Source organism: Mycobacterium sp. PO1, from assembly GCF_017312405.1.
In the GTDB taxonomy this organism is placed as follows: domain Bacteria; phylum Actinomycetota; class Actinomycetes; order Mycobacteriales; family Mycobacteriaceae; genus Mycobacterium.
Genome location: NZ_BLTG01000020.1, coordinates 26,300 through 49,906, shown reverse-complemented (window position 1 = coordinate 49,906; position 23,607 = coordinate 26,300). Strand labels below are relative to the sequence as shown.

The following is a 23,607-nucleotide window of genomic DNA, read 5'->3' as shown; positions in this document are numbered from 1 at the left end:
TGCGTCGCCGCTCACCGTGGGGCGTGCCTCGACTCCCGCTCGGCGGCGTGGTCGTCGATCGCCTTGCCGATCGCGTGCGCGGCCCGGTCGACGAACTCGGTTCCGCTGGCGGTGACCCAGTCGCACGACGCTGCCGGTGCGGTGAGCTGGCCGGTGAAGTGCGGCATCACGTACTGGGCGAACAGTTCGTAGCTGTGCATCTTGGCGGCGGGGGGCGCCCAGTCGTGGTCGAAGAGCAGGAAAGCGCCGAAGCCGCCGTCGCTCGCCTCGACGAGTTCGGAGATCTTGGCGACCGCGTCCTCCGGTGTGCCGATGACCGCGAACCCGGATTCCCGGTTGTTGGCGATGATCTCGGCCGGGGTGTCGCCCTGCACCGGTCCGGCGGGCAGGATGTGGCTGAAGTAGCGGGAGAATTCGGCGATACCGTATTCGACATCCCGCTCAGCCTGCTCGCGGGTGTCGGCCAGATGCATCGGTCCGACCAGGCGCCATTTGGAGCGGTCGGCGACGTGCCCGTGTTCGAACGCGACCTCTTCCCACGTCGACCAGTGTTGGGCGAGCAGGTCCATGCCCTGTTTGGCGGTGGCCGCAATCGAGAGCATGCCGATGCCGTGCCGGCCGGCCCCGCGCGGACCCGTCGGTGAAAAGGACGCGGCTACAGCGACATCGAAGCACGGGTCGCTATAGGGTTTCAGTTGCAGGCGGGCGTCCTGCAGTGTGAATCCGTCGGTGTGCATCGTGACGGTCTCGCCGCGCAGCAGCCGCATGATGGCATCGAGGCACTGCTCCATGCGCGGGCGCTGTTCGTCGGCGGGGATGCCCAGCATGTGCGCATCGGAGGTGAGTTGCCCGGGACCGCAGCCGAGCATCACCCGGCCCCGGGTGAGGTGGTCGAGCAGCACCATGCGGTCGGCCAGCATCAGGGGGTGGTGGTAGGGCAGCGAGCTCACTCCGGTGCCCAGCTTGATGTGCTTGGTGCGTTCGGCGGCCACGCCGATGACCACCTCGGGGGAGGCGATGATCTCGAAACCCGCCGAGTGGTGCTCGCCGATCCACGCCTCGTGGAAGCCGAGGCGGTCCATCGCCACGATCAGGTCGAGGTCACGCTCGATGGCGAGGGTCGGATTCTGTCCGACGGGGTGGAAGGGGGCCATGAAGTTTCCGAAGCGCATGCGACGATTCTGGCCTGCAGTCGCGGCTCGTCGGTCCGGATTGCGGCGATCTCACCGAAGCGGCCGCAGCACCACGATGCCCGGCACGGTCGCGACGTAGTCGAGCAATGGCGTGTCCACCACCTGCTGATCCCTGCTCAGCGACGACGCGTTGCGCAGCACCGGCCCGTCCGGGCCTGTCAGGAACAGCCCGACGTGCGTGACGTCGAGGCCGCCGTCCTCGGCGTATGCGCCGATGTAGTCACCGGGCCGCAACTGGGCCAGTACCGCGCCGTCGACACGTTCGGCCGGAATGTAGGTGACCTCGCGGCGCGTCACCGGAAGCCCGGGCAGATAGGTGCCGCCGTCGTCACGCCGGTTCAGGTTCTTGGTCACCGTGACCGCGTCGCCGCTGACGTCGGCGGTGACGTCGGTCGCGATCGGCGGTGAACCGGCCGACCAGTCGGTGAAGAAGTGTCTGCGGGTGGCGAACCCGACGAGCCCGTCCTGGTAGCGCACCGCGGTGAGGGCATCGATGAACTGGTCTCGGTTCTCGGCGCGTTTGAGGGCCTCGACGTAGTCGGCCAGCGTGAAACAGTCCACCCTCTCGAGGTCGATGACGAGCTGCTCGGGTACTCCCTGCGAACCGACGAGAGTGTTTGCGCCGTAAGCGGTGCCGAGGAAACGCTGGGACAGCACGGCTGCCGGCGGTGGCGCCCCGGCCGCGCCGGGCGTTTCGCGTCGGACGTCCAGCAGCCGGTCGAGGATCTCGGCGCTGCGGGGTGACATCCGGACCTCGGCCGAGGTGGGTGTGTAGGGCTCGGTGTTCGAGCCGGTGTACTCGGAGACAGGAACGGGCGCATCCTGCGAGTAGCCGACGGGCAGCAGCATGTCACCGGAGGTGGTGTTGTAGTACACGCTCCACCGGTGGTAGGCGTCCAGCGCCCTGGGGTGGGCCGCGATGACGGCGGCGTAGTCGTGCACGGCGCGCACGTAGTTCTGAGAGTTGTTGTACCGGTACAGCGCGTGGTCGGGGTCGCGGTCGAAGCCGTTGGCGGCGAGGTAGCGGCCGGCGGCCATGATGCTGTCGCGTGGTGCGAGGATGTCGCCGCCGGCGCCGTAGGCCGCGAACGTGGCGGGCATGAACTGCATCGGTCCCTGGGCTCCCGCCGTGCTGACGCCTGCCACCCGCCCGAACGCGGTCTCGATGAAGTTGATCGCCGCCAGGTAGTTCCAGTCGACGCCGAACTCCGACTGCGCCTCGCGGTAGTAGCCGATCAGCTCCTGCGCCGGACGCGGCTCGACGATGCGCCAGGCGGGCAGCGTGTCCTTCGGGCGACCCATCGCCGACAGCTGGCGCCGCGCGTCGATGTTGCGGTCGACGACCTGGTGCAGTCCTGCCGGGATGTGAGGACGGATCAGGGAATCCCATTCGGGATGGCGACCGAGTATCCGATAGGCCGCCTGTTGTCGATGTGCCGCCGCGGCCAGCAGATCGCCCGGCGACGCAGGATCCCGCAGCGCGAACTCGTCGGCGACCAGGTCGGCGGCGATCTGGGCGGGTTCGGCCGCCAGCGGCCGATCCTGCGTGACCGTCGACGGCGGCGCGGCCGCACGTGTTTCGGCGGTGGGCGCGGTATGAGTCGGCGCGCCCGCGCAGCCGGCAAGCGACAGCGCGACGACGACGAGAATCAGCGCGACGCGGAGCATCGCCGGAGATGCTACCGCCGCGTCCTGAACGTCAACTGTCGTCGAAGGCCTAGCTGCCGGACTTCTTGGTCAACGCCTCGGGTTTGTGCACGGCGTCGTTGCCGCTCTTGTCGCTGCGCACCAGGTACTGGGGTTCGTCCTGCGAGGCGCGAACCGTGCGGCCGGCGGCCTCGGTATCGGACGTGATCTTCTTCTGCACGGTCCCCTCGGCGGTACTGCCGTGGCTCTGCCAGGTGACCTTGTCACCCTTCTTGAACTGTTCGGTCATGGCGCGGGGATACCCAGAGCACGACCGTCTCACCGCTTTGTGGCGGTCACCAGCAGATACTCGGCCGGATACGAGGTGTGTCCCGGCTCGGTCGTCTGATTCCACTGCTCGAGGAGAGTCAGGAAGTCGCGGTCGAGCGCGGCGAGCCGGTCGGTGTCGTCGGCGTTGAACCGGTACGCCGCGATGGTGGGGCCGTAGTTGCGCTTCCAGTACTCGCGGAATTCGAGCGGACTCGGGCAGTGGTCCATGACGGTGATCTCGCGCCGCATCGTCAGGTCGGTCACCGCGTCTCCGAACAAAGCCCGGATGTGGTCTTCGTCGCCCCACAACGGCGGTGGACCGGCTCCCGTGGGCGGCGCAGGAGCGTAGGGCTTCATGGTGGCGAACAGCTGACCGATGAACCCGGTAGGGGTCCAGTTGATCATCCCGATCGTGCCACCGGAGCGGGTCACCCGCACCATCTCGTTCGCGGTGCGCTGGTGGTGTGGTGCGAACATCGCCCCCACGCACGACATCACCACATCGAAGCCGTTGTCGGGGAACGGCATCGCCTCGGCGTCCGCCTCGACCCAGTCCACGCTCACGCCGCGGCGTTCGGCGATTGCGCGGCCCGCGTCGAACATCTCGGGCGTCAGGTCGGCGGCGGTCACGTCGGCGCCGGCCGCGGCGGCGGCAATGGCGGCGTTTCCGGCGCCGGCGGCGACATCGAGCACGCGTTGACCGGCGCGCACGCCACAGGCGTCGACGAGTCGCGGCCCGAGATGGGGGATGAGGTCGGTGGCGACCGACGGGTAGTCGCCCGAAGCCCACAGGGCGCGGTGCCTGCCTTTCAGTAACCGGTCGGCATCATGATCTGACGACGGGGTGGAGGCCTGTGCAGTCATCGTCGGACTCCTCGGCTGACGGGCTGGGGCCGAAACCCCACTGAGTCCATCATCCGAGCTCGTAGTGGGTTTGTACACGGATTCGGAGCACCGGTTCGGGTGCCCGTTTGGGGCGTTGTCGCCGAATGTGTTTCCGTGCCGGACCAGGGTGGAATAATGCGGAGATGCCGGATCCGGTTCGCGCCTCCGCCCCTCGGGCCGGGGAGGCCGTCGCCACCGCCGCCGCCCTCGACGTCGGCGGCTTCCGTTTCTGGTTCGTCGGTCAGCGCTGGGAATGGTCCGATGAGCTGGCCAGGATGCACGGCTACGAACCGGGCGCGGTCACGCCCACCACCGAGTTGGTGCTCTCGCACAAACACCCGGACGACCGCCGACACGTCCAAGAGTTGCTCGACCACGCGCTGCACCACGGTGGTTCGTTCTCCAGCCGCCACCGGTTTCTCGACACCCACGGACGCGAACACAGCGTTCTCGTCATCGGCGACCGGATGTGCGACGACCGGGGGGCCGTGAGCGGCACCGAGGGTTACTACCTCGACCTGAGCGGCACCCTGGACCGCGCCCGCAAAGACGTCCTCGACGAGTCGCTGCCCGACCTGTTCGCCGCGCGGGCCGCCATCGAACAGGCCAAGGGCGCGCTGATGCTGGTCTATCAGGTCGACGCCGATCAGGCGTTCAAGCTGTTGCAGTGGCGCTCCCAGCAGACCAACACCAAGTTGCGGGCGCTGGCTGCGCAGATTGTCGCCGAGCTGACATCGGTCGACTCGTCGATGGACGCCCTCCGGCGCGAGTTCGACCATGTGCTGTTGTCCGTCCATCAGCGGATCGGCAGCTGAGGTGGGTCTTCTCGACATCACGCAGGACGTCAGCGACAGCGCTGTCGTCGTGCACGCCCGCGGCGAAGTCGACTCGGGCACAGTGGATCTGCTCGGTGAGGCGCTGGCCGCCGGGCTTGCCGCCGCCGGCGGGCCGCCCGCCCGGATGCTGGTGCTCCAACTCGACGACGTCACCTACTTCGGAAGCGCCGGCCTCAACGCCGTGCTCAGCTGCTACGAGCAGGGCGTCTCCGACGGGGTGGCGGTGCGGGTGGTCGCCACCAACGCCGAAGTGGTCAGGCCCATCGAGGTGACCAAACTCGACGGTCTCCTCCGCCCTTATCCCACTGTGACAGACGCGTTGATGTCGGGCTCCGGGTGACCGGCCGGCAAGCCGGGGACGGCGCGCTGCCCGATTTCTTCGCGGTGGGCGGCGACGTCGGGCGCGAGCATGCCCGCGTCGACTGGGCGGCAACACCGCTCGGTCCGGTCGAGGGATGGCCGCAGAGTCTGCAGACGTCGGTGAGCGTGATGCTCTCGTCGAAGTTCTCGATGTGGATGGCCTGGGGGCCGGACCTGACCTTCTTCTGCAACGACGCGTATCGGCGTGACACGTTGGGGCGTAAGTACCCGTGGGCGTTGGGTCAGCCGTTCCGGGTGGTGTGGCATGAGGTGTGGAACGAGGTTGAACTCCGTATCCGGCGGGTGCTCTCGACCGGGGAGGCGACCTGGGACGAGTCGCTGTTGTTGTTCCTCGAGCGCTCCGGTTACCCCGAGGAGACCTATCACACCTTCTCCTACAGTCCGTTGCGTGACGACGACGGCCATGTCGTCGGATTGCTCTGTGTGGTCAGCGAAGACACCGTGCAGGTGATCGGCGAACGGCGGATGGCCACCTTGCGCGATCTCGGGTCCGCCCCGAGCGCCGCACGGAACGAGCAGCAGATCGTCGGCTTCATCGACGGCCAACTCGCCCGTAACGCGCGAGATCTGCCGTTCACGCTGACCTACCTGTTCGATGCCGGCGGAGCGGCACGACTGGCCGGTTCGAGCGGGTTCGACGGGGAGCACGCAGCGGCGCCGGCGGTTCTGGCCGAGGACGGAGTGTGGCCGCTGAGCGAGCTCCGCCGCGGCGAGATCGTCACGGTCGAACTCGGCGGCGTCGCGTATCCGACTCTGCCGACCGGCGATTGGCGGGAGCCGCCGGTGCAGGCGCTGGCCGTCCCGTTGCTGCAGCAGGGTGAGTCGCCGATGGGGTTCCTGGTCGCGGGCCTGAATCGGTACCGCCCTCTGGACGAGGGTTACCGCGGCTTCGTCTCCCTGGTGGCTGCGCGCATTGCCGCCGACATCGGGCTGGCCCGCAGCTACCGTGCCGAACAGTTGCGGGCTGAGCAGCTCGCCGAGCTGGACCGCGCGAAGACCGCCTTCTTCTCCAACGCCAGCCACGAGTTGCGTACTCCGCTCACGCTGATTTTGGACCCGGTCGACACGCTGCGACGCGACGACCGATTCGACGAGGACACCCGCCATGAACTGGACATCATCTGGCGCAGCGCTTTACGGCTGAGCAAACTGGTCAACGCGCTGTTGGATTTCTCCCGAATCGAGGCTGGCCGCGCCCAAGTCCGTTACCAGCCGGTCGATCTCGGCGTACTCACTGCCGAGCTCGCCAGCGTCTTCCGGTCGGCCGTCGAGCGGGCGGGTCTGTTGCTGGTCGTGGATTGCGCACCGCTGGCCGAGCCGGTCTATGTCGATCCCGACATGTGGGAGAAGGTGCTGTTCAACCTGCTGTCGAACGCACTGAAGTTCACCTTCGACGGCACGATCTCGGTGCGGGTGGGCCGAGAAGGTGATCAGGCCACGGTCGTCGTCGCCGACACCGGTGTCGGGGTCCCCGCCGACGAAGTTGCGCGTCTGTTCGAACGGTTTCACCGGATCGAGAACACGCGGTCGCGCTCCCACGAGGGCAGCGGGATCGGCCTGGCTCTGGTCAAGGAACTCATCGGATTGCACGGCGGCTCGATCGACGTCGACAGCGTCGAGGGGGAGGGCACCGTCTTCACGATCCGGCTTCCGTTGGGTTCCGCGCACCTGCCTGCCGACGCTGTCGCTGTGGGGTCGACGGTGCGTGCCGCGCAGAGCGGGGACGCTTTTGTCCAGGAGGCGTTGCGCTGGTCACCCGAGTCAGCCACGCACCCCGGAGCCGACCTCTCCTCGACGCCGGGACATGACGTGCAGGGACCGCCCATGCGCGTGCTGGTCGCCGACGACAACGCCGACATGCGTGACTATCTGAGCCGGCTGCTGCGCTCCGACGGTTACGTCGTCGAATCGGTCGCCGACGGCGGCACGGCACTGAAGGCGGTGCGAGCGGCCGCGCCGGACCTGGTCATCAGCGATGTGATGATGCCGGTATTGGACGGCCTGGGGCTGGTCGCGGCGCTGCGGGCGGACCGGCGGACCGCGTCGGTGCCGGTGCTGTTGCTCTCGGCTCGTGCCGGGCCGGAGGCGTCGGTCACCGGGCTGCGCGCCGGTGCCGACGACTATCTGGTCAAGCCGTTCGCCGCCACCGAACTGTTGGCCCGGGTGCGGACCAACATCGTGCTGGCACGTATGCGTGACCACCACGCCCGCTGGCGTACCGCGCTCATCGACTCGTTGCAGGAGGCGTTGTTCGTCTGCGACGAGACGGGCGCGGTGACCGAGATCAACACGACCTTCGCCGACATGCTCGGTTACGACAGCGCCGGCCTGCCGTATCCGCCGCCCTACCCGTGGTGGCCGTCGGCAGAAAGTGATCCGGACGCCCACCGCGAGGTTTCCGACGCGTTCGCAAGTCTGATGGACAAGTCGCACGGGACGCTGTCCGCGGTTCCGGTGACCCACCGTGACGGCCATCGGCTGTGGGTGACGGCGACGTTCACCCACGCCGAGGATCCCGACACGGGCCGCAAGGTGATCGTCGGGACGTTGCGCGACGTCACCGCGGAGCACTACGTCGTGCTGCGGGAGTCCGCGCTGGCAGCGCTGAACGAGGAGCTGGCTCAGGCGGACACCCTCGCCGACGCGGTGGCCGCCGCGGCCGAACAGTTGCGTGCGGTCTGGCGCGCGCGTCGGGTCGTGGCCGCGACGTGGCGCGGCGGGGAGGCGGATGTGCCGACGCTGGTGTGCGCCGGGGAGGCCGTCGAGTGGGGGGCCCTGTCGGACGAGCATCGCGGGCAGATCGCGGCGCTGCACGATCGTGAGCTGCTCGAACCCGAGTCCTTCGAACCGGGAGAGGCCGGTATCGCTCTGCAGCATCCCCAGGGCGTATTGGTCATCCACCTCGAGTTGACTGAGCGGCGACACTTCACCGCGGATGACTGCACACTGTTGACGGTGCTTGCCGGCCGGCTCGGCCAGGGTTTGCAGCGGGTGCACCAGATCGATCAGCAACGCGAGACCGCGCTGGCGCTTCAGCACGCGATACTCGGCCCCCCCACGTCCGACGGATTCGCGGTGCGGTACCAGCCGGCGACCCGGCCGCTGCAGGTCGGCGGCGACTGGTACGACGTGGTCGACCTCGACGACGGCCGGATCGGGTTGATCGTCGGTGACTGCGTCGGGCACGGTTTGTCGGCGGCCACCGTGATGGGGCAGCTGCGTAGCGCGTGCCGGGCTCTGCTGCTGGAGAACCCGAGCCCGGCGGCGGTGCTCTCGGCGCTGGACCGCTTCGCGACGCGGCTGCCCGGAGCGCGGTGCACCACCGCGTTCTGTGCGGTGTTGAGCCCCGGGTCGGGGGAGCTGGCCTATTCCTGCGCCGGACAGCCGCCGCCGATTCTCGTCGACGGTGGTGGCGCTGTGGCTCTGCTGGACAGCGCGCGAGCCACGCCGCTCGGGGTGACCGCTCACGGTGCCCGGCCGGAGACTCACACGGTGCTCCCGGCCGGGGCGATCCTGCTGCTCTACACCGACGGACTTGTCGAGCGCCGACGTCTGTCGATCGACGAAGGCATCGACCGCGCGGGCGACCTTGTGTCTCAGCATCGCAGCGACGCGCTCGACGCTCTGGCCGACCGGTTGATGACGACGCTGGCGCCACCAGGCGGGTACCGCGACGACGTCGCGGTACTCGTCTACCGGCAGCCCGCCGCGCTGGATCTGGAGCTCGGCGCCGACGTGGGGGAACTCGCCCAGAGCAGACACGCCCTGCGCGACTGGCTCGACGAGGCCGGCGCGGGCGCCGACGAAGCTCTCGATGTGCTGATCGCGGTGGGGGAGGCGTTGGCCAACGCGATCGAGCACGGACACCGCGACCATCCGGAGGGCACCGTGTACCTGCACGCGGTCGTCGTGGCCGAGCGGGTCTACGTCACCGTCACCGACACCGGATCGTGGAAGACACCGCAGGCGGTGCCCGCCCGGCATCGAGGTCGGGGGCTGGAACTGATGCGGGCGTTGATGCAGGACGTCACGATCGAGTCCCGGCCCGCCGGCACGACCGTGCAGATGCACCGCAAGATCGCCTGATTCAGTCCTGCCGCTCGCCCCGGCGCTGCCGGGCGCGACGTTTGCCTTCGTGCATCGCGGCGACCCGGGCGACCGGGATGCGGTGTCCCTCGTCGACGACGTCCTCGGGCAGCCGCTGCGGCGCCGGCATCGCCTCGGCCCACGGGTCCCCACCCGACAGCAGACCCGGCGCCGTGTGCACGGTGAACTCACGCGGGTCGGCGCGGTCCAGATCTGACCACGCCAACGGGAAGGACACCGGGGTGCCCGGCCGCAATCGCGGGCTGTACACCGCGGCGACCGTCGCGCCGCCGGCGCGGGTGGCATCGACGAAGACCTTGCCGGCGCGCTCCTCGACGAGAAACGCGGTGGTGGCGGCGGACCGGTCGAGAGCCTCGCTGCGCGCGGCCAACGCACGTGTCGCGGCGGCGACGTCGTCGGCCGCGGCGCCGCCGGCGACCGGAACGACGATGTGCAGGCCGCGGGAGCCGCTGGTCTTCACCGCCCCGGAGAGCCCGCAGGCGGTGAGCGCGGTGTGAACCTGGTTCGCCACCGCCACGACCGCGGCGAACGGAGCCTGCGCCGGCGGATCGAGGTCGAGGACCAGATGTGTTGGCCGGTAGATGTTCTCGGCCGGGCCCAGTGTCGGGTGGTACTCGACGGCGCGTTGGTTGGCCAGCCACAGCAGTGTCCGTCGATCGTCGCACAGCACATAGCGGATCGATCGTCGCGACGCCTCGGCCCAGATCTCGACGGTGCGCACCCAATCCGGCGTGTACTTGGGCACGTTCTTCTGCATGAACGGAGCCCGCCCCCGCAACGCCCGCAGCACGGTCAGCGGGCGACCGGCAAGTGCGGGCAGGATTCGGTCGGCTACGGCATCGAGGTAGTCGACGAGGTCCCGCTTGGTCGCGTCGGCGTCGGGACCGAGCGGCTGGTCGAGATTGGTCAGGTCGACTCCGGCCCGCTGCTCTCCGGCGCTCATCGGTCCAGCCTAGGTTCCGGCACACGGCAGAAGCTGTGAAACGCCTGTCAGAACGGCCTGCGGCGCGCCGTTGACAGCCGATGCTTTGACGGGCTAGATGTATGACACGCGACACACGTTGTGTCACGCCGGCAGCGTCGTTGCGGGGTGAGGCCCGCGCCTGAGCAGGGGGCAGTGCACGTGGCGAAGTCGACTGCCGGCCGATCGGGCGTGGCCCGAGCGATCCGCGTTTTGGCGGTGCCGATCATCCTGGGCTGGGTGCTGCTGACCGTCGTCACCAACGTCGCCGTGCCGCCTCTGGAAAAGGTCGGCGAAGAACACACCGTCGGGCTGAGCGCAAAGGATGCGCCGTCGATGGTGTCGATGAAGCGGATCGGGGCCGACTTCGAGGAATTCGACTCCGACAGCAACGCGATGATCGTCCTCGAGGGGGAGCAGCCCCTCGGCGGGGACGCGCACCGGTACTACGACGGCCTGGTCGACCGATTGGAGGCCGATACCGCGCACGTGCAGCACGTGGCTGACTTCTGGGGAGATCCGTTGACCGCCTCGGGCGCCCAGAGCACCGACGGCAAGTCTGCCTACGTGCAGGTCTACCTGCGCGGCAACCAAGGCGAATCGCTGGCCAACGAATCGGTGGCGGCGGTGCGGGACCTCGTCGCGACGACGCCGAGCCCGCCCGGAGTCACGACCTACGTCACCGGCGGTGCCCCGCTGGTCGCCGATCAGCACCACGCGGGCGACAAGAGCGTCTTCCGGGTCACCCTCATCACGATCGGCGTGATCGCCGTGATGCTGCTGGTGGTGTACCGGTCGCTGGGCACCATGGTGCTGATCCTGCTGATGGTGTTCGTCGAACTCGGCGCTGCCCGCGGAATCGTCGCGTTCCTCGCCGATCAGGAGATCATCGGGCTGTCCACCTTTGCGGTCAACCTGTTGACTCTGATGGTCATCGCCGCGGGCACCGATTACGCGATATTCGCGATCGGTCGCTATCAGGAAGCCCGGGGTGCGGGAGACGACCGGGAAGCCGCCTACTACACGATGTTTCACGGCACCGCCCACGTGGTGCTGGGCTCGGGGCTGACCATCGCCGGAGCCATGCTCTGTCTGAGTTTCACCCGGTTGCCCTACTTCCAGACCCTGGGCGTGCCCTGCGCGGTCGGAACGTTCGTCGCCGTCGTGGCGGCGCTGACGCTGGGCCCCGCGGTGGTCACGGTGGCCAGTCGATTCGGACGCTTCGAACCGAAGCGCGCGATCAGCTCGCGCGGTTGGCGCCGGGTCGGGGTGACAGTGGTCCGGTGGCCAGGTCCGGTGCTGGCCGCGACCATCGCTCTGGCGTTGGTCGGGCTACTCACCCTGCCCGGGTACCGAACCAATTACGATGCCCGGCAGTATCTTCCCGCTGACATTCCGGCCAACGTCGGCTACGCGGCGGCCGAACGGCACTTCGGTGCCGCGCGGATGAACCCCGAATTGCTGATGGTCGAAAGCGATCATGATCTGCGCAACTCGGCAGACTTCCTCGTCATCGACAAGATCGCCAAGGCGATCTTCCGGGTGCCCGGTGTCGCGCGGGTGCAGACCATCACCCGCCCCGACGGCAAACCCATCAAGCATTCGACCATCCCGTTCCAGATGAGCATGCAGGGGGGCACCACGAACCAGTTGAACCAGACCTATCTGCAGGACCGGTTCGCCGACATGCTGGTGCAGGCCGACGAGATGCAGACCACGATCGACACGATGGCTCAGATGTCGGCCATCACGGAGCAGATGGCCGACACCACCCACCGGATGGTCGCCAAGACCAAGGACATGACGCTCGACATCGTCGAACTGCGTGATCATCTCGCCGACCTCGATGACTTCATCCGTCCCATCCGCAGCTACTTCTACTGGGAGCCACACTGTTACGACATCCCGGCATGCTGGGCGCTGCGGTCGGTGTTCGACACCCTCGACGGCATCAACCCCCTGACCGACGACATCCAGGACCTGGTCCCCGAACTCGAGCGCCTCGACGCGCTCATGCCCCAGCTGGTGGCTCTGCTGCCGCAGCAGATCGAGTCGATGCGGACGATGAAATCGATGATGCTGACGATGTACCAGTCGCAGAAGGGCATGCAGGACCAGCTCGCCGCGGCGCAGGAGAACTCCGATGCGATGGGCGACGCGTTCGACACGGCGATGAACGACGACTCGTTCTATCTTCCGCCCGAAGTCTTCGACAACGACGACTTCAAGCGCGGGATCGCGAATTTCATCTCGCCCGACGGCAAGTCCGTCCGATTCATCATCAGCCACGAGGGAGACCCCGCGACCGTCGACGGTATCTCGCACGTGGTGCCGATCAAGACCGCAGCCAAAGAAGCCATCAAGGGCACCCCGCTGGAGGGGTCGACGATCTATCTGGCCGGCACCGCGGCCACCTACAAGGACATGCGCGACGGGTCCAACTACGACCTGCTCATCGCCGGGATCGCGGCGGTGACACTGATCTTCAGCATCATGCTGGTCATCACCGGCAGTGTGGTGGCCGCCGGGGTGATCGTCGGCACGGTGCTGCTGTCGTTGGGGGCCTCGTTCGGGCTCTCGGTGTTGGTCTGGCAGCACCTTCTCGGCCTCGAGCTGCACTGGATGGTGCTGCCGATGTCGGTCATCCTGCTGCTGGCCGTCGGATCGGACTACAACCTGCTGTTGGTGTCGCGGTTCAAGGAGGAGTTGGGCGGTGGCCTGAAGACCGGCATCATCCGGGCCATGGCCGGTACCGGCTCGGTGGTGACGTCGGCGGGCTTGGTGTTCGCATTCACGATGGCCTCGTTCGCGTTCAGCGATCTCAAGGTGATGGCGCAGGTCGGGACGACGATTGCCATGGGGTTGCTGTTCGACACGCTGATCGTGCGCTCGTTCATGACACCGGCGGTCGCCTCGCTGCTCGGCAGGTGGTTCTGGTGGCCCCGCCGGGTGCCCGACCAGGCGTCGCAGCGAAGGCTGGCCGCGATCGGATGCGGCCCGAGCACCGTCACTCCAGCCGCGCCGCGCTGACCGGCGACGGGTAGCGTTGCCACCCATGAGCGAGGGGACGCGATGAGCGGCGGCCTGTTCGCCCTCCTGGACGACGTCGCGGTGCTGGCCCGGCTGGCCGCCGCGTCGGTCGACGACATCGGGGCGGCCGCCGGCCGCGCCACGGCCAAAGCTGCGGGCGTGGTCATCGACGACACGGCGGTCACCCCGCAGTACGTCCACGGCATCGCCGCGGAGCGCGAGCTGCCGATCATCAAGCGGATCGCCATCGGGTCGCTGCGCAACAAGATCGTCTTCATCCTGCCCGCGATCATGCTGCTGAGTCAGTTCGCGCCGTGGCTGCTGACCCCGATCCTGATGCTCGGTGCCACCTTCCTGTGTTACGAGGGCGCCGAGAAGGTGTGGGGCAAGATCACCGGGCACGGCGGGCACGCCGTACCGGCCGCCGCGGCAGGGCCCGATGCCGAGCGGTTCATGGTGACCGGCGCGATCCGCACCGACCTGATCCTGTCGGCCGAGATCATGGTCATCGCGCTCAACGAGGTGGCCGACCAGTCGTTCCTGCCCCGACTGATCATCCTGCTCGTGGTCGCGGTGGTCATCACCGCGGTGGTGTACGGCGTCGTCGCGGGAATCGTGAAGATGGACGACGTGGGGTTGCGCCTGACGCAGCGGTCGTCGGCATTCGCCAAGAAGGTGGGCCGCGGCCTGGTTGCCGGCATGCCGAAACTGCTCGCCGCCCTGTCCGTGGTCGGAACCGTCGCCATGCTGTGGGTGGGCGGGCACATCCTGCTGTTGGGCACCGACGAACTCGGGTGGCATCTGCCCTACGAGCTGGTGCATCACGCCGAGGAGTATGTGCACCACGTCGCCGCCGTGGGCGGGGTCCTGGCATGGCTGGTGAACACCGCCGCCTCCGCGGTGGTGGGCCTCGTGGTGGGAGCCGTGGTGGTGGCGGTCGTGCACGTGCTGCCGTTCGGCAAGAAGGATCCGGCGGCGCCGGCAGATCGAGCCGACCACGGCTGAGCCCCTGGACGTCCTAAGGTAGCGCCATGCAGGTCGCCGGAATCGCCGCGACGTTCGTGTGGCTGGGAATGGTGCTGGCGATCTCCTTCCTGGAGGCGCCGCTGAAATTCCGTGCGCCGGGGGTGACGCTGCAGATCGGTCTCGGCATCGGGCGGCTGGTGTTCCGTGCGCTCAACGTCTGCGAAGCACTGCTGGCGGTGACGGTGATTGTCGCGGTGTGGGCGGGTGGCGCCTCGACACTGGGCGTCGCGGCGGCGGCGGTGGCAGTGGTGATGCTGGCCGTGCAGATCGTCGCGGTGCGGCCGGCGCTGACGCGCCGATCGGATCAGGTTCTGGCCGGCGCCGAAGGGCCACGCTCCCACGCGCATCTCGTGTATGTCGGTCTCGAGATCGTCAAGGTGATCGCGCTCGCCACCGCGGGTGTTGCGCTCGCGGCGACCGCATCCTAGGTAGGTAACCCTACCCTCACCTTGCTCGGGTAGGGTCAGCCACCACGATGACCGATGTGCTGCCGATCCTGCCCCGCGAGCTCACCGACCTCCGCGAGGAGGTGCGCGTGGTGCCGCCTCCGCCGACACCGCAGCTGCGCGAACCCTTCTCGGTCAGGCTGGTCGAGCCCGACGCCGACGCGGAGATGATCGCGGAGTGGATGAACCGTCCGCATCTGGCCGAGACGTGGGAGTACGACCGGCCGGTGACGTGGTGGAGTCGTTATCTCCAGGCGCAGCTGGCCGGTGAGTACTCACGACCGTTCCTCGGCGTCTTCAAGGGCGATCCGCTCGGCTACATCGAGGTCTACCGCGCGGCCAAGGACTCCATCGCCCCGTGCTACGACGCCGACCCGTACGACCTCGGACTGCACGCCGCGATCGCCGACCTCGACATCGTCAACCGTGGCTTCGGCCCGCTGCTGCTGCCTCGGCTGGCCGCCAACCTGTTCCAGAGCGAACCTCGCTGCAAGCGCATCATGTTCGACCCCGACCACCGCAACACCGCGGCGCGCCGGCTGTGCGAATACGCCCGCTGCGACTTCCTCGGCGAGCACCAGATGTCCAACCGCCGGATGGCCCTTTACGCGCTGAACCGGCCCGCCGACGGGCAGTGACTCACTCGGGCGCTGCCCCGATCATCGCGTCATAACCGTCGTAGTCGGGGCGCATCGCCGCGGCGACCAGCTCCCACAGCACCTCGTCGGTGCCGCCTCCCACGCGGGCCAGCTTCATGTCTTTCCACCACCGGCCCAACGGAGTCTCGTCAACCAGATATCCGGCGCCGCCGAACAGATGCATGCACTCCGACAACACCTCCTCACCCAGCCGAGCGGCAGTGACCTTGACTGCGGCCGCGGCCCGCAGATCCAACCGGCCCTGTGCGGCGATACCGTGCAGGCCGTGACGCAGCAGGTCCACCCGGGCCTGCAGGTCGGCCATCCGCATCCGCAGCGCCTGGTGTTCGAACAGCGTCGCGCCGAACTGTGTGCGTCGCATCATGCGGGCGTGGGTGATTGCGAGGACGCGCTGGCACGACGACGCCACCTGACCCGCGATCGACATGCGTTCGTGTGCCAGACCCCACGAGATGGCCGCCAGCCCGGTGCCGGCGCGGGCGACGAGATGATCGGCGGGCACCCAGGTGTCGATGTGGACCGCGGCGGTGTCCAGGGGGCCCGCCCCGACCTTGCGCCACGGTGGCTGCACCTGGACCTGTGCGGTGGGAACGGCGATGACGAGGACATTGCCGTGCCGGCTGGCGGGGTCGTGGTCCACGCTGCGGGCGACGACCATGATGTGATCGGCGACGGGGGACAGGGAGACGAACTTCTTGACGCCCCGTACCTCGAACCCCTCACCGGCGGAACGTGCCTCGGTCTGGACGATCTGCAGGTCGGAGCCGCCGGACTCCTCGGACGCGCCGATGCACAGCACCGACTGGCCGTCGACGGCCTGTTCGCAGACGTTGCGGAGGTGCTCGGACTTGCCGAACCTGCGCAGGATCGCGATCGCCGAGTCGTGCAGGCTCACACCTACGCCGATACCGGCCGACCCCAGCCGGCCCAGGCTGAATGCCAGCTCGTTCAGTTTGGCGACGTCGGGGTGCTGGCCGCCGCGCGGACCCCACTTCGCGCGGAACACCCCCGCGGAGCCCAGATGCTCGATCAACTTGCGGGGAAACTGCTCGGCCGCTTCGGCGTCGGCGGTCCAGCCCGTGACGGTGTCGTCGAAGACCCGGCCCAGCAGGTCGCGGTAGTCGTCCAGGCCGACCGCTACCGGGACCGTCATGTGCGCACCGCCTCCAGAGTGTTCTTGACCTGCAATCGGCGCAGCTTGCCCGACGTTGTCCGCGGCAGCGATCCGGGCGCGACGAACACCACGTCGGCCGGGACGACGCCGCACTGTGAGGCCACCCGCTGCACCAGGTCGGTGCGCGCGCCCGCCTCGTCGGCCCCGCGGAACTCCGCGGTGATGACCAGCCCCGGCCGGGCCGAGTCGGTGCCGGCGCCCACGGCGACGACACCGCCCTCCCGCACGCCGCGGACCTGCGCGGCCACACGTTCGATCTCGCTGGGGAACAGGTTGCGCCCGGCCACGGTGATGAGCTCCTTGACCCGGCCGCACACGACCAGGCCGGAATCGGTCAGGTAGCCCAGGTCGCCGGTGGTGAACCAGTCGTGGATGGGCAAGGGTTCCTCGCCGAGATAGCCGCTCATCATCGATGTGCCGCGGATCTGGATCTCGCCGACGTCACCGCCGGCGGCGTCGCTGCGTTCGGTGGGTACCACCCGCAGCTCCATCCCCGGGATCACGTCACCGACCAGGGCATGCCGTTGGGTCGAACCCGTTGTCGCATCGACGGTTTCGTCGACCAGTAGTCCGGTTCCCGGGCGGGGGATCGTGACCGCGCAGGAGGCCTCGGCCAGGCCATAGGACGGGGCGGCCGCATGCGGGTCCAGGCCGAAGCGGCCGAATTCGGTCAGGAACAACTCGTAGCCGGCGCAGTCGATGGGTTCGCCGCCGTTGAGCGCGAAACGCAGTCGGCTCAGGTCGACGTCGGAGACCCGGCGGGAGTACCGGCCGAGCACCGAATAGGCGAAGTTCGGTGCCGCCGTGAGGGTTGCGCCGCTGTCGGAGAGCCAGCGCAGCCAGCGGAACGGAGACGCCGAGAACGCTCCTGTCGGCGCCAGCCACATCTCCGGGCCGCTGACGAAGCCGGTCAGCAAAAAGGTCAAGCCCATGTCGTGGTACAGCGGCAGCCAGGTGCAGCCGACGTCGCGGCCCGGGTCCACTGCGGTGTGCTGCAGAACCCCGGAGACGTTGTCGAGCACCGACGACGGGGGCAGCACCGCGGTGCGCGGGGTTCCGGTGGACCCGGCGGTGCCCTGCAGGACGGCTGGGGTGTCGGCGGGGGTCGGTTGAGGCAGCAGAGTGGACGAGCGTCGGGGATGCCCCGCCGCGACCGCGTCGTGCACGGTCAGTCCGGAGTCGCAGTCGCGCAGCAGGTTCAGGCAGTCGCCGTGGCTGAACACCTGCGTCACGCCGATGTCGGTGAGGCGGGTGGTGGTCGCCGCGGCCCACTGGCGTTCGTCGGCGCCGCGCACCGGGCCCGGCAGGATGGCCACCGCGCGCCCGGCCAGCCACGCCCCCTGAATGGCGGCGACGATCTCGACCGTGGGTTCGCCGATCAGGCCCACATCGCCGTCGCCACTGTCGAGAACTCGTTCGGCGATGTTCTCGGCGCGGGAGTGCACTTCTTGCCAGGGGTGGCGCCGCCACTCGGCGTTGTCGCGGTTCAAGATCACCAAATCGTGTGGCGACGAGGTCATCGTCTGCCGTGCTGCGGTCGCGAGCGCACTCACTGCTCGGCCGGGGCTTTCGCGAGGATCGCAGCCTCGAGGTCGCCGACGGTGTTGCACGTCAACAGGTCCTCTTCGGACAGGACCACCCCGATCTTGTCCTCGATCGCGACCATCCCGACGGCGAACGCGACCGAGTCGAGGCCGACATCGTCGATCAGGCGTGAATCACGGTTCACCCGGGTGACATCGACGTTGAGGTCGTCGCGCAGGATGTCGGCCAGCGCGGCGCTGATGCGGGGCGGGATGGGCGTCTCCATGCGGCGAGACGTTACACCGACTACTAAAGGTAGGCTACGCTTACCTCGATCGCTTACCTCGATCGCTTACCTCGATCGCTTACCTCGATCGCTTACCTCGATCGCTTACCTCGATCGCTTACCTCGATCGCCTACCTCGATCGCCTACCTCGATCGCCTACCTCGATCGCCTACCTCGATCGCCTACCTCGATCGCCTACCTCGATCGCCTACCTCGATCGCCTACCTCGATCGCCTACCTCGATCGCGACCCGAGGCCGATGTAGGGCACGCATTCGTGTGGCATCCCGTGGTGTCGCAACACCTCGAACTGGTGGCGTGCCGTCACTGCATCAGAAGGCCGCCCTGGGTGCGGCCGTGGTCCAGAGCGAGCATCGCCGGAACGGCTTCGCAGGTCACCAGGCCGTGGGTGACGGTCAGTTCGTCGATGACGGGGTAGCTGGCTGCGATGCTCTCGGCGGTGTCGACGATCACCGTGCTCACCGGCACGTGCCGGGCCAGTTGAAAGAGCTGATCACCATGTGGCGCCTGTGCGCCGTGGTACCCCCAGATGCTCCGCAGCACCGTGGCGCCGTTGGCGTGGTCGGTCTGCATCAACCTGCTCACCAACGCGCGGTGGACGGGGGTGCCGTCATGGCGGCTGTCTTCGTCGGTGCGCACCGTCACCTTGAGGTAACCGCCGGGCACCCTCCCTGGTTCGGCAATGAGGTGGCCGGCGTTCTTGCACACCACAATCCGCTCCAGTGTGATCAGCGGGTCCGCCAGGTGCGGCCGCAGTTCGGTCAATGCGGCCTCCGCCTGGGCTGCGGTGCCGACGCCCACCACGATCAGCGGTACGTCGGCGTTGCGGCTGAAGAACCGCGCCCGCCGCCGCTCGCCGGAGACGGTGCCGTCGACCCCGAGAAACACCTCGGCGGAAAGGAATCCGAGTCGGTGGAACACCTCGCAGACCCGCAGATAGCCGGCCGCACCCGCGACGCGCTGCCGACGGCCCAGATACACCGACAGGCGCACGTCGTCGCTGGATGCGGGGTCGGGCAGGGTGCGGCCGCGCTCGAGGGTCAGCACGCCACGGTCCACTACCCCGGCGACCTCCTCGGCCAGCGGAATGATGCGGTCCGCGCTGTCCACGGCGGTGAGGGTCACGGGCGGGTCCTCGGACAGGCTGAGCGAGCGATCGCTGCGCACCACATGGGCCGGGCCGAAGCTCGCGATACCGCGCAGCATGACGCTGGTGGCGATCGATTGCTGGTCGTAGCGGTCCAACAGCTCCTCGGCCAGAAAGCGACCGCCGTGCCGCTCGCGTTCGGCGAAATACGCTGTGAGGGTGAGGATCTCCTGACCTATCGGGTTCACAGCAACCCCGCGATCGTCTGCCCGGCGTAGGCCGCGGGCAGGCCCAACGCGATGCTGACCACGATGTTCGCCACCGCCGGTGCGAGTTGGCGCTCCTCGGCCAGTCGGTGCGTCTCGAGCATCCACGTCGAGAACGTCGTGTAGGCGCCGACGAAGGCGGTGCCGGCCACCAACGCCAGGTGTGGGCTCAGGGCCAGGCCGGCGACGAAACCCAAGAGCAGCGCTCCGGTGAGATTGACGGCCAGCGTGCCGGCCGGAAAGCTGCCCCCCGAGCGGCGCGACACCGCGCGGTCGACGGTGAAGCGCAGAAGCGAGCCCAGCCCGCCGCACACCAGTACGCCCAGCCAGCTCAGCGCCGTCGTCATCGCCGCATCCACCCCCGGCGCACCAACACCGTGGCTAGGTAGACGGCGAGCAGGCCCAGTGCGACGCTTGCCGCGGTGTAGCCGACCGCCAGTCCGTAGTGGCCGTGCTCGAGCATGGCGATGGTCTCGACCTGCATCGTCGAGAACGTGGTCAGACCGCCGCAGAAGCCGGTCCCCAGAAACGGTCGCCGGTAGCTCGACAGCGGCAGCCGTTCCAGCAGTCGGGTGACGAACACGCCGAGCAGGAACGCGCCCACGATGTTGACGGTGAACGTCGGCCACGGCCAGCGGCCGGGATCCGGGGCGGCGAGCTCTTCGAAACCCGCCCGAGCCAAGGTGCCCAGCGCACCGCCTGCGAACACCGCAGCCAGTTCCCGCCGGTCGACAGCCATCACCGAAGAGTATGCACAGCAGACCCCCGCCCGGGTACTGCGACGGGCCGCCGCGTAGCAGAATCGAGGGCATGGCTGCGAACCCCCGGGCCGGGCAACCGGCACAACCCGAAGACCTCATCGATGTCGCACAGGTGGTGACCGCCTACTACTCCGTGTCGCCCGATCCGGACGACGTCGACCAGCAGGTCGCCTTCGGCACGTCCGGGCATCGCGGCTCCAGCCTCGACGCGGCCTTCAACGAGGCGCACATCCTGGCGACCACGCAGGCCATCGTCGAATACCGGGCCGCCCAGGGCACCACCGGGCCGCTGTTCATCGGCCGCGACACCCATGCCCTGTCCGAGCCGGCGTGGGTGTCGGCGCTCGAGGTACTCGCGGCCAACGACGTTGTCGTCAAGATCGATTCGGCCGATCGCTACACCCCGACCCCGGCGGTCAGCCACGCGATCCTGACCTACAACCGGGGACGTGAGACGGGACTGGCCGACGGCATCGTCGTCACGCCCTCGCACAACCCACCCCGCGACGGCGGCTTCAAGTACAACCCGCCCCACGGCGGGCCCGCCGACACCGACGCCACCGGTGCCATCGCGACGCGGGCCAACGAGATCCTGCGCGACGGTCTCAAGGAAGTGCGCCGCGTGCCCCTGGCGCGTGCCCTGGGCGCCGCGGAGCGTCACGACTACCTGGACGCCTACGTCGCCGACCTGCCGAACGTCGTCGACATCCACGCCATCAAAGCCGAGGGCATCCGCATCGGCGCCGACCCGCTCGGCGGCGCCAGCGTCGACTACTGGGCGGCCATCGCCGACCGGTACGACCTCAACCTCACGGTGGTCAACCCGCTCGTCGACGCGACCTGGCGGTTCATGACGCTCGACGGCGACGGCAAGATCCGGATGGACTGCAGCTCGCCGAACGCGATGGCTTCGCTGGTGCACAAAGTCGTCGGCGACGCTGACCTCTACCAGATCGCCACCGGCAACGACGCCGACTCCGACCGGCACGGCATCGTCACCCCCGACGGCGGGCTGCTGAACCCCAACCACTACCTGGCCGTGGCGATCGACTACCTGTGCACGCACCGGGCCACCTGGCCCGCCGGAACGGCGATCGGCAAGACCGCGGTCAGCTCGTCGATCATCGACCGCGTGGTGGCGGGGCTGGACCGCAACCTGATGGAGGTGCCGGTCGGGTTCAAATGGTTCGTCGACGGACTCCTCGGCGGCACGATCGGCTTCGGCGGCGAGGAGAGTGCCGGAGCGTCCTTCCTGCGCACCGACGGCACCGTCTGGACCACCGACAAGGACGGCATCATCTTGGCGCTGCTGGCCTCGGAGATCCTTGCTGTCACCGGCTCGACCCCGTCGCAGCGCTACGCGGAACTGGCCGACAAGTACGGCGCACCGACCTATGCCCGCATCGACGCACCGGCCAACCGGGAGCAGAAGGCGCGGCTGGCGGAACTGTCACCCGAACAGGTCACCGCCACCGAACTCGCCGGCGAGCCGATCACCGCCAAACTGACCACCGCCCCCGGAAACGGGGCGCCCCTCGGCGGGCTGAAGGTGACCACCGAGAACGCCTGGTTCGCCGCGCGTCCATCCGGCACCGAGGACGTCTACAAGATCTATGCGGAGTCGTTCCAGGGTGCCGACCACCTCGCGCAGGTCCAGGAGGCGGCCCGCGACGTGGTGAACAAGGTCATCTCTTGAGGCCGGTTCGTTCGTGACGCCGGGGTCCCGCGGCGTTCCGCCGGCGGCCTCGGCCGAAGCCAAACAGCGGCTGCCCCGCGAAGTCTGGGTGCTGGTCGTCGCCAATGTGGTGGTCGCGCTCGGCTACGGCGTGGTGGCGCCGGTACTGCCGCAGTACGCGCGGCACTTCGGGGTGAGCATCAGCGCGGCGACGTTCGTCATCACCGCGTTCGCCGTGATGCGGTTGATCGGTGCGCCCCCGGCCGGTCTGCTCGTGCAGCGGCTGGGGGAGCGGCGCATCTACATCAGCGGTCTGCTGATTGTGGCGCTGTCGACCGGGGCGTGCGCGTTCGCGCAGACGTATTGGCAGCTGCTGCTGTTCCGGTCGCTGGGCGGTGTCGGCTCGGCGATGTTCACCGTGTCGTCGCTGGGCCTGATGATTAGGATCTCGCCGCCGGGTGCGCGCGGCCGCGTCGCGGGGTTGTTCTCGTCGGGCTTCATGATCGGCTCGGTCGCCGGGCCGATCCTGGGCAGTCTGACCGTCGGCCTCGGTTTGTCCGCGCCGTTCCTGATCTACGGCGCCGCGTTGCTCGTCGCCGCCGTCGTGGTGTTCGTCAGCCTGCGGAACTCGACAGTGGTGACTGGCAACGATCAGACCGACGACCCGGTCCCGGTGCGAGCGGTGCTGCGGCACCGCGCCTACCGGGCGGCGTTGTTCTCCAACTTCGCGACCGGGTGGGCGTCGTTCGGGCTGCGCATCGCGCTGGTGCCGCTGTTCGTCGTCGAGGTGCTCGACCGCGGCGCCGGAGCGGCGGGAGTGGCGCTGGCCGCTTTCGCGGTCGGCAACATCTCCGTGGTGATCCCGAGTGGATACCTCTCGGACCGGATCGGGCGACGCAAATTGTTGATCGGTGGGTTGGCGGTGGCGGCGGTCTCGACCGCGGTCGTCGGCTTCACCCCGTCCTTTCCGCTGTTTCTGGTCGCGGCCTACGTTGCCGGCGCGGCGACCGGGGTGTTCGTCTCCCCGCAGCAGGCCGCGGTGGCGGACGTGGTGGGCAACAAGTCTCGCGGTGGCACCGCGGTGGCGACCTTCCAGATGATGGCGGACTTCGGCTCGATCGGCGGGTCGCTGTTGGTGGGCCTGATCGCGCAGTACACGTCGTTCGCGTGGGCATTTGCCATCAGCGGGTTGATCCTGGCGCTCGCCTCCCTCGGCTGGGTGTTCGCCCCCGAAACCCGCCCCCGCCCCGCTGCCGAACCCACCGAAGCCCGCCCGCTGGGTCCCGAAGCCGGAGGTGAGGTGCCGTGACCAGCGATTTTGAGCGGCTACCCC

At 68.6% G+C, this 23,607-nt stretch carries 19 protein-coding genes and 2 pseudogenes; 9 read left to right on the top strand and 12 right to left on the bottom strand.

Translation table 11 applies throughout. The features are described from left to right. Nucleotides 1-11: 11 nt before the first annotated feature. From J3476_RS09715 to J3476_RS09700, 5 genes and pseudogenes are all read right to left on the bottom strand, one after another. Entirely contained in the window at nt 12-1,172 is a 1,161-nt protein-coding gene (locus tag J3476_RS09715) for an LLM class flavin-dependent oxidoreductase (RefSeq protein ID WP_207066284.1), read from the bottom strand. Nucleotides 1,173-1,223: 51 nt separating this feature from the next. Beyond that, nucleotides 1,224-1,835 (bottom strand): annotated as a pseudogene (locus J3476_RS27915) (DUF1460 domain-containing protein); the annotation flags it as partial. A 135-nt stretch (nt 1,836-1,970) separates the two neighbouring features. Further along, nucleotides 1,971-2,861: pseudogene (locus J3476_RS27910) on the bottom strand (transglycosylase SLT domain-containing protein); the annotation flags it as partial. 49 nt (nt 2,862-2,910) lie between these two features. Then, the gene (locus J3476_RS09705; RefSeq protein ID WP_207066282.1) at nt 2,911-3,129 is read right to left on the bottom strand and encodes a DUF2945 domain-containing protein; all 219 of its coding nucleotides are present in this window, start codon (nt 3,127-3,129) and stop codon (nt 2,911-2,913) included. A gap of 29 nt (nt 3,130-3,158) precedes the next feature. After that, nucleotides 3,159-4,013, bottom strand: a complete 855-nt coding sequence (locus J3476_RS09700) for a class I SAM-dependent methyltransferase (RefSeq protein ID WP_207066281.1) — start codon at nt 4,011-4,013, stop codon at nt 3,159-3,161. A gap of 164 nt (nt 4,014-4,177) precedes the next feature. Between J3476_RS09700 and J3476_RS09695 the strand changes: the two genes are divergently transcribed. Genes J3476_RS09695 through J3476_RS09685 form a run of 3 tightly spaced genes read left to right on the top strand, consistent with a single transcriptional unit; the run spans nt 4,178 to nt 9,337 of the window. Then, entirely contained in the window at nt 4,178-4,849 is a 672-nt protein-coding gene (locus J3476_RS09695; RefSeq protein WP_207066280.1) for a PAS and ANTAR domain-containing protein, read from the top strand. Nucleotide 4,850: 1 nt separating this feature from the next. Next, complete coding sequence (locus tag J3476_RS09690) at nt 4,851-5,210, top strand: anti-sigma factor antagonist (RefSeq protein WP_286182828.1); 360 nt, start codon at nt 4,851-4,853, stop codon at nt 5,208-5,210. Continuing rightward, a complete protein-coding gene (locus J3476_RS09685) occupies nt 5,207-9,337 on the top strand; it encodes a SpoIIE family protein phosphatase (RefSeq protein WP_207066278.1) in 4,131 nt (1,376 codons plus the stop codon). Before J3476_RS09690 ends, J3476_RS09685 begins: the two co-directional genes overlap by 4 nt. Nucleotide 9,338: 1 nt before the next feature. Here J3476_RS09685 and J3476_RS09680 read toward each other — a convergent pair whose 3' ends face one another. Next, the gene (locus J3476_RS09680) at nt 9,339-10,301 is read right to left on the bottom strand and encodes a DNA polymerase domain-containing protein (RefSeq protein ID WP_207066277.1); all 963 of its coding nucleotides are present in this window, start codon (nt 10,299-10,301) and stop codon (nt 9,339-9,341) included. Nucleotides 10,302-10,481: 180 nt separating this feature from the next. On the opposite strand from J3476_RS09680, the gene J3476_RS09675 reads away from it, so the two are divergent. From J3476_RS09675 to J3476_RS09660, 4 genes are read left to right on the top strand one after another with little or no spacing between them, the layout of a single operon-like run. Continuing rightward, entirely contained in the window at nt 10,482-13,349 is a 2,868-nt protein-coding gene (locus J3476_RS09675) for an MMPL family RND transporter (protein WP_207066276.1), read from the top strand. A gap of 42 nt (nt 13,350-13,391) precedes the next feature. Beyond that, a complete protein-coding gene (locus J3476_RS09670; RefSeq protein ID WP_207066275.1) occupies nt 13,392-14,354 on the top strand; it encodes a DUF808 domain-containing protein in 963 nt (320 codons plus the stop codon). Nucleotides 14,355-14,380: 26 nt separating this feature from the next. Then, on the top strand, nt 14,381-14,803 hold the full coding sequence (locus J3476_RS09665; RefSeq protein WP_207066274.1) for a hypothetical protein: 423 nt from the start codon (nt 14,381-14,383) through the stop codon (nt 14,801-14,803). Nucleotides 14,804-14,850: 47 nt separating this feature from the next. Then, nucleotides 14,851-15,459: a GNAT family N-acetyltransferase gene (locus J3476_RS09660; RefSeq protein ID WP_207066273.1), complete on the top strand. Its 609-nt coding sequence runs from the start codon at nt 14,851-14,853 to the stop codon at nt 15,457-15,459. Nucleotide 15,460: 1 nt separating this feature from the next. Here J3476_RS09660 and mbtN read toward each other — a convergent pair whose 3' ends face one another. The 6 genes from mbtN to crcB (J3476_RS09630) form a co-directional block, all read right to left on the bottom strand. Continuing rightward, nucleotides 15,461-16,633 carry a mycobactin biosynthesis acyl-ACP dehydrogenase MbtN gene (gene mbtN / locus J3476_RS09655; protein WP_207066272.1) on the bottom strand — a complete coding sequence of 391 codons (1,173 nt, stop codon included), beginning with the start codon at nt 16,631-16,633 and terminating at the stop codon, nt 15,461-15,463. Further along, nucleotides 16,630-18,207, bottom strand: coding sequence for a long-chain-fatty acid--ACP ligase MbtM (gene mbtM, locus J3476_RS09650; RefSeq protein WP_207066271.1), 1,578 nt, complete (start codon nt 18,205-18,207; stop codon nt 16,630-16,632). Before mbtM ends, mbtN begins: the two co-directional genes overlap by 4 nt. Continuing rightward, the gene (locus J3476_RS09645; protein WP_286182835.1) at nt 18,204-18,527 is read right to left on the bottom strand and encodes an acyl carrier protein; all 324 of its coding nucleotides are present in this window, start codon (nt 18,525-18,527) and stop codon (nt 18,204-18,206) included. The genes mbtM and J3476_RS09645 overlap by 4 nt, the downstream gene beginning before the upstream one ends. A gap of 261 nt (nt 18,528-18,788) precedes the next feature. Then, nucleotides 18,789-19,811, bottom strand: a complete 1,023-nt coding sequence (locus tag J3476_RS09640) for a DUF190 domain-containing protein (protein ID WP_207066297.1) — start codon at nt 19,809-19,811, stop codon at nt 18,789-18,791. A 5-nt stretch (nt 19,812-19,816) separates the two neighbouring features. Next, nucleotides 19,817-20,185, bottom strand: a complete 369-nt coding sequence (crcB, locus tag J3476_RS09635) for a fluoride efflux transporter CrcB (RefSeq protein WP_207066269.1) — start codon at nt 20,183-20,185, stop codon at nt 19,817-19,819. Beyond that, a complete protein-coding gene (gene crcB, locus J3476_RS09630) occupies nt 20,182-20,577 on the bottom strand; it encodes a fluoride efflux transporter CrcB (protein ID WP_373889045.1) in 396 nt (131 codons plus the stop codon). Before crcB (J3476_RS09630) ends, crcB (J3476_RS09635) begins: the two co-directional genes overlap by 4 nt. A gap of 71 nt (nt 20,578-20,648) precedes the next feature. Between crcB (J3476_RS09630) and pgm the strand changes: the two genes are divergently transcribed. Both pgm and J3476_RS09620 read left to right on the top strand, forming a co-directional pair. After that, nucleotides 20,649-22,295, top strand: a complete 1,647-nt coding sequence (gene pgm / locus J3476_RS09625) for a phosphoglucomutase (alpha-D-glucose-1,6-bisphosphate-dependent) (protein ID WP_207066267.1) — start codon at nt 20,649-20,651, stop codon at nt 22,293-22,295. Nucleotides 22,296-22,308: 13 nt separating this feature from the next. Next, entirely contained in the window at nt 22,309-23,583 is a 1,275-nt protein-coding gene (locus J3476_RS09620; protein WP_207066266.1) for an MFS transporter, read from the top strand. Nucleotides 23,584-23,607 lie beyond the last annotated feature (24 nt).

Bases quoted from the DNA above. Each gene is read 5' to 3' on its own strand.
- J3476_RS09715 (WP_207066284.1), bottom strand. From the start codon at position 1,172: ATGCGCTTCGGAAACTTCATGGCCCCCTTCCACCCCGTCGGACAGAAT.
- J3476_RS09705 (WP_207066282.1), bottom strand. From the start codon at position 3,129: ATGACCGAACAGTTCAAGAAGGGTGACAAGGTCACCTGGCAGAGCCAC.
- J3476_RS09700 (WP_207066281.1), bottom strand. From the start codon at position 4,013: ATGACTGCACAGGCCTCCACCCCGTCGTCAGATCATGATGCCGACCGG.
- J3476_RS09695 (WP_207066280.1), top strand. From the start codon at position 4,178: ATGCCGGATCCGGTTCGCGCCTCCGCCCCTCGGGCCGGGGAGGCCGTC.
- J3476_RS09680 (WP_207066277.1), bottom strand. From the start codon at position 10,301: ATGAGCGCCGGAGAGCAGCGGGCCGGAGTCGACCTGACCAATCTCGAC.
- J3476_RS09670 (WP_207066275.1), top strand. From the start codon at position 13,392: ATGAGCGGCGGCCTGTTCGCCCTCCTGGACGACGTCGCGGTGCTGGCC.
- J3476_RS09665 (WP_207066274.1), top strand. From the start codon at position 14,381: ATGCAGGTCGCCGGAATCGCCGCGACGTTCGTGTGGCTGGGAATGGTG.
- J3476_RS09660 (WP_207066273.1), top strand. From the start codon at position 14,851: ATGACCGATGTGCTGCCGATCCTGCCCCGCGAGCTCACCGACCTCCGC.
- mbtN (WP_207066272.1), bottom strand. From the start codon at position 16,633: ATGACGGTCCCGGTAGCGGTCGGCCTGGACGACTACCGCGACCTGCTG.
- crcB (WP_207066269.1), bottom strand. From the start codon at position 20,185: ATGACGACGGCGCTGAGCTGGCTGGGCGTACTGGTGTGCGGCGGGCTG.
- crcB (WP_373889045.1), bottom strand. From the start codon at position 20,577: ATGGCTGTCGACCGGCGGGAACTGGCTGCGGTGTTCGCAGGCGGTGCG.
- pgm (WP_207066267.1), top strand. From the start codon at position 20,649: ATGGCTGCGAACCCCCGGGCCGGGCAACCGGCACAACCCGAAGACCTC.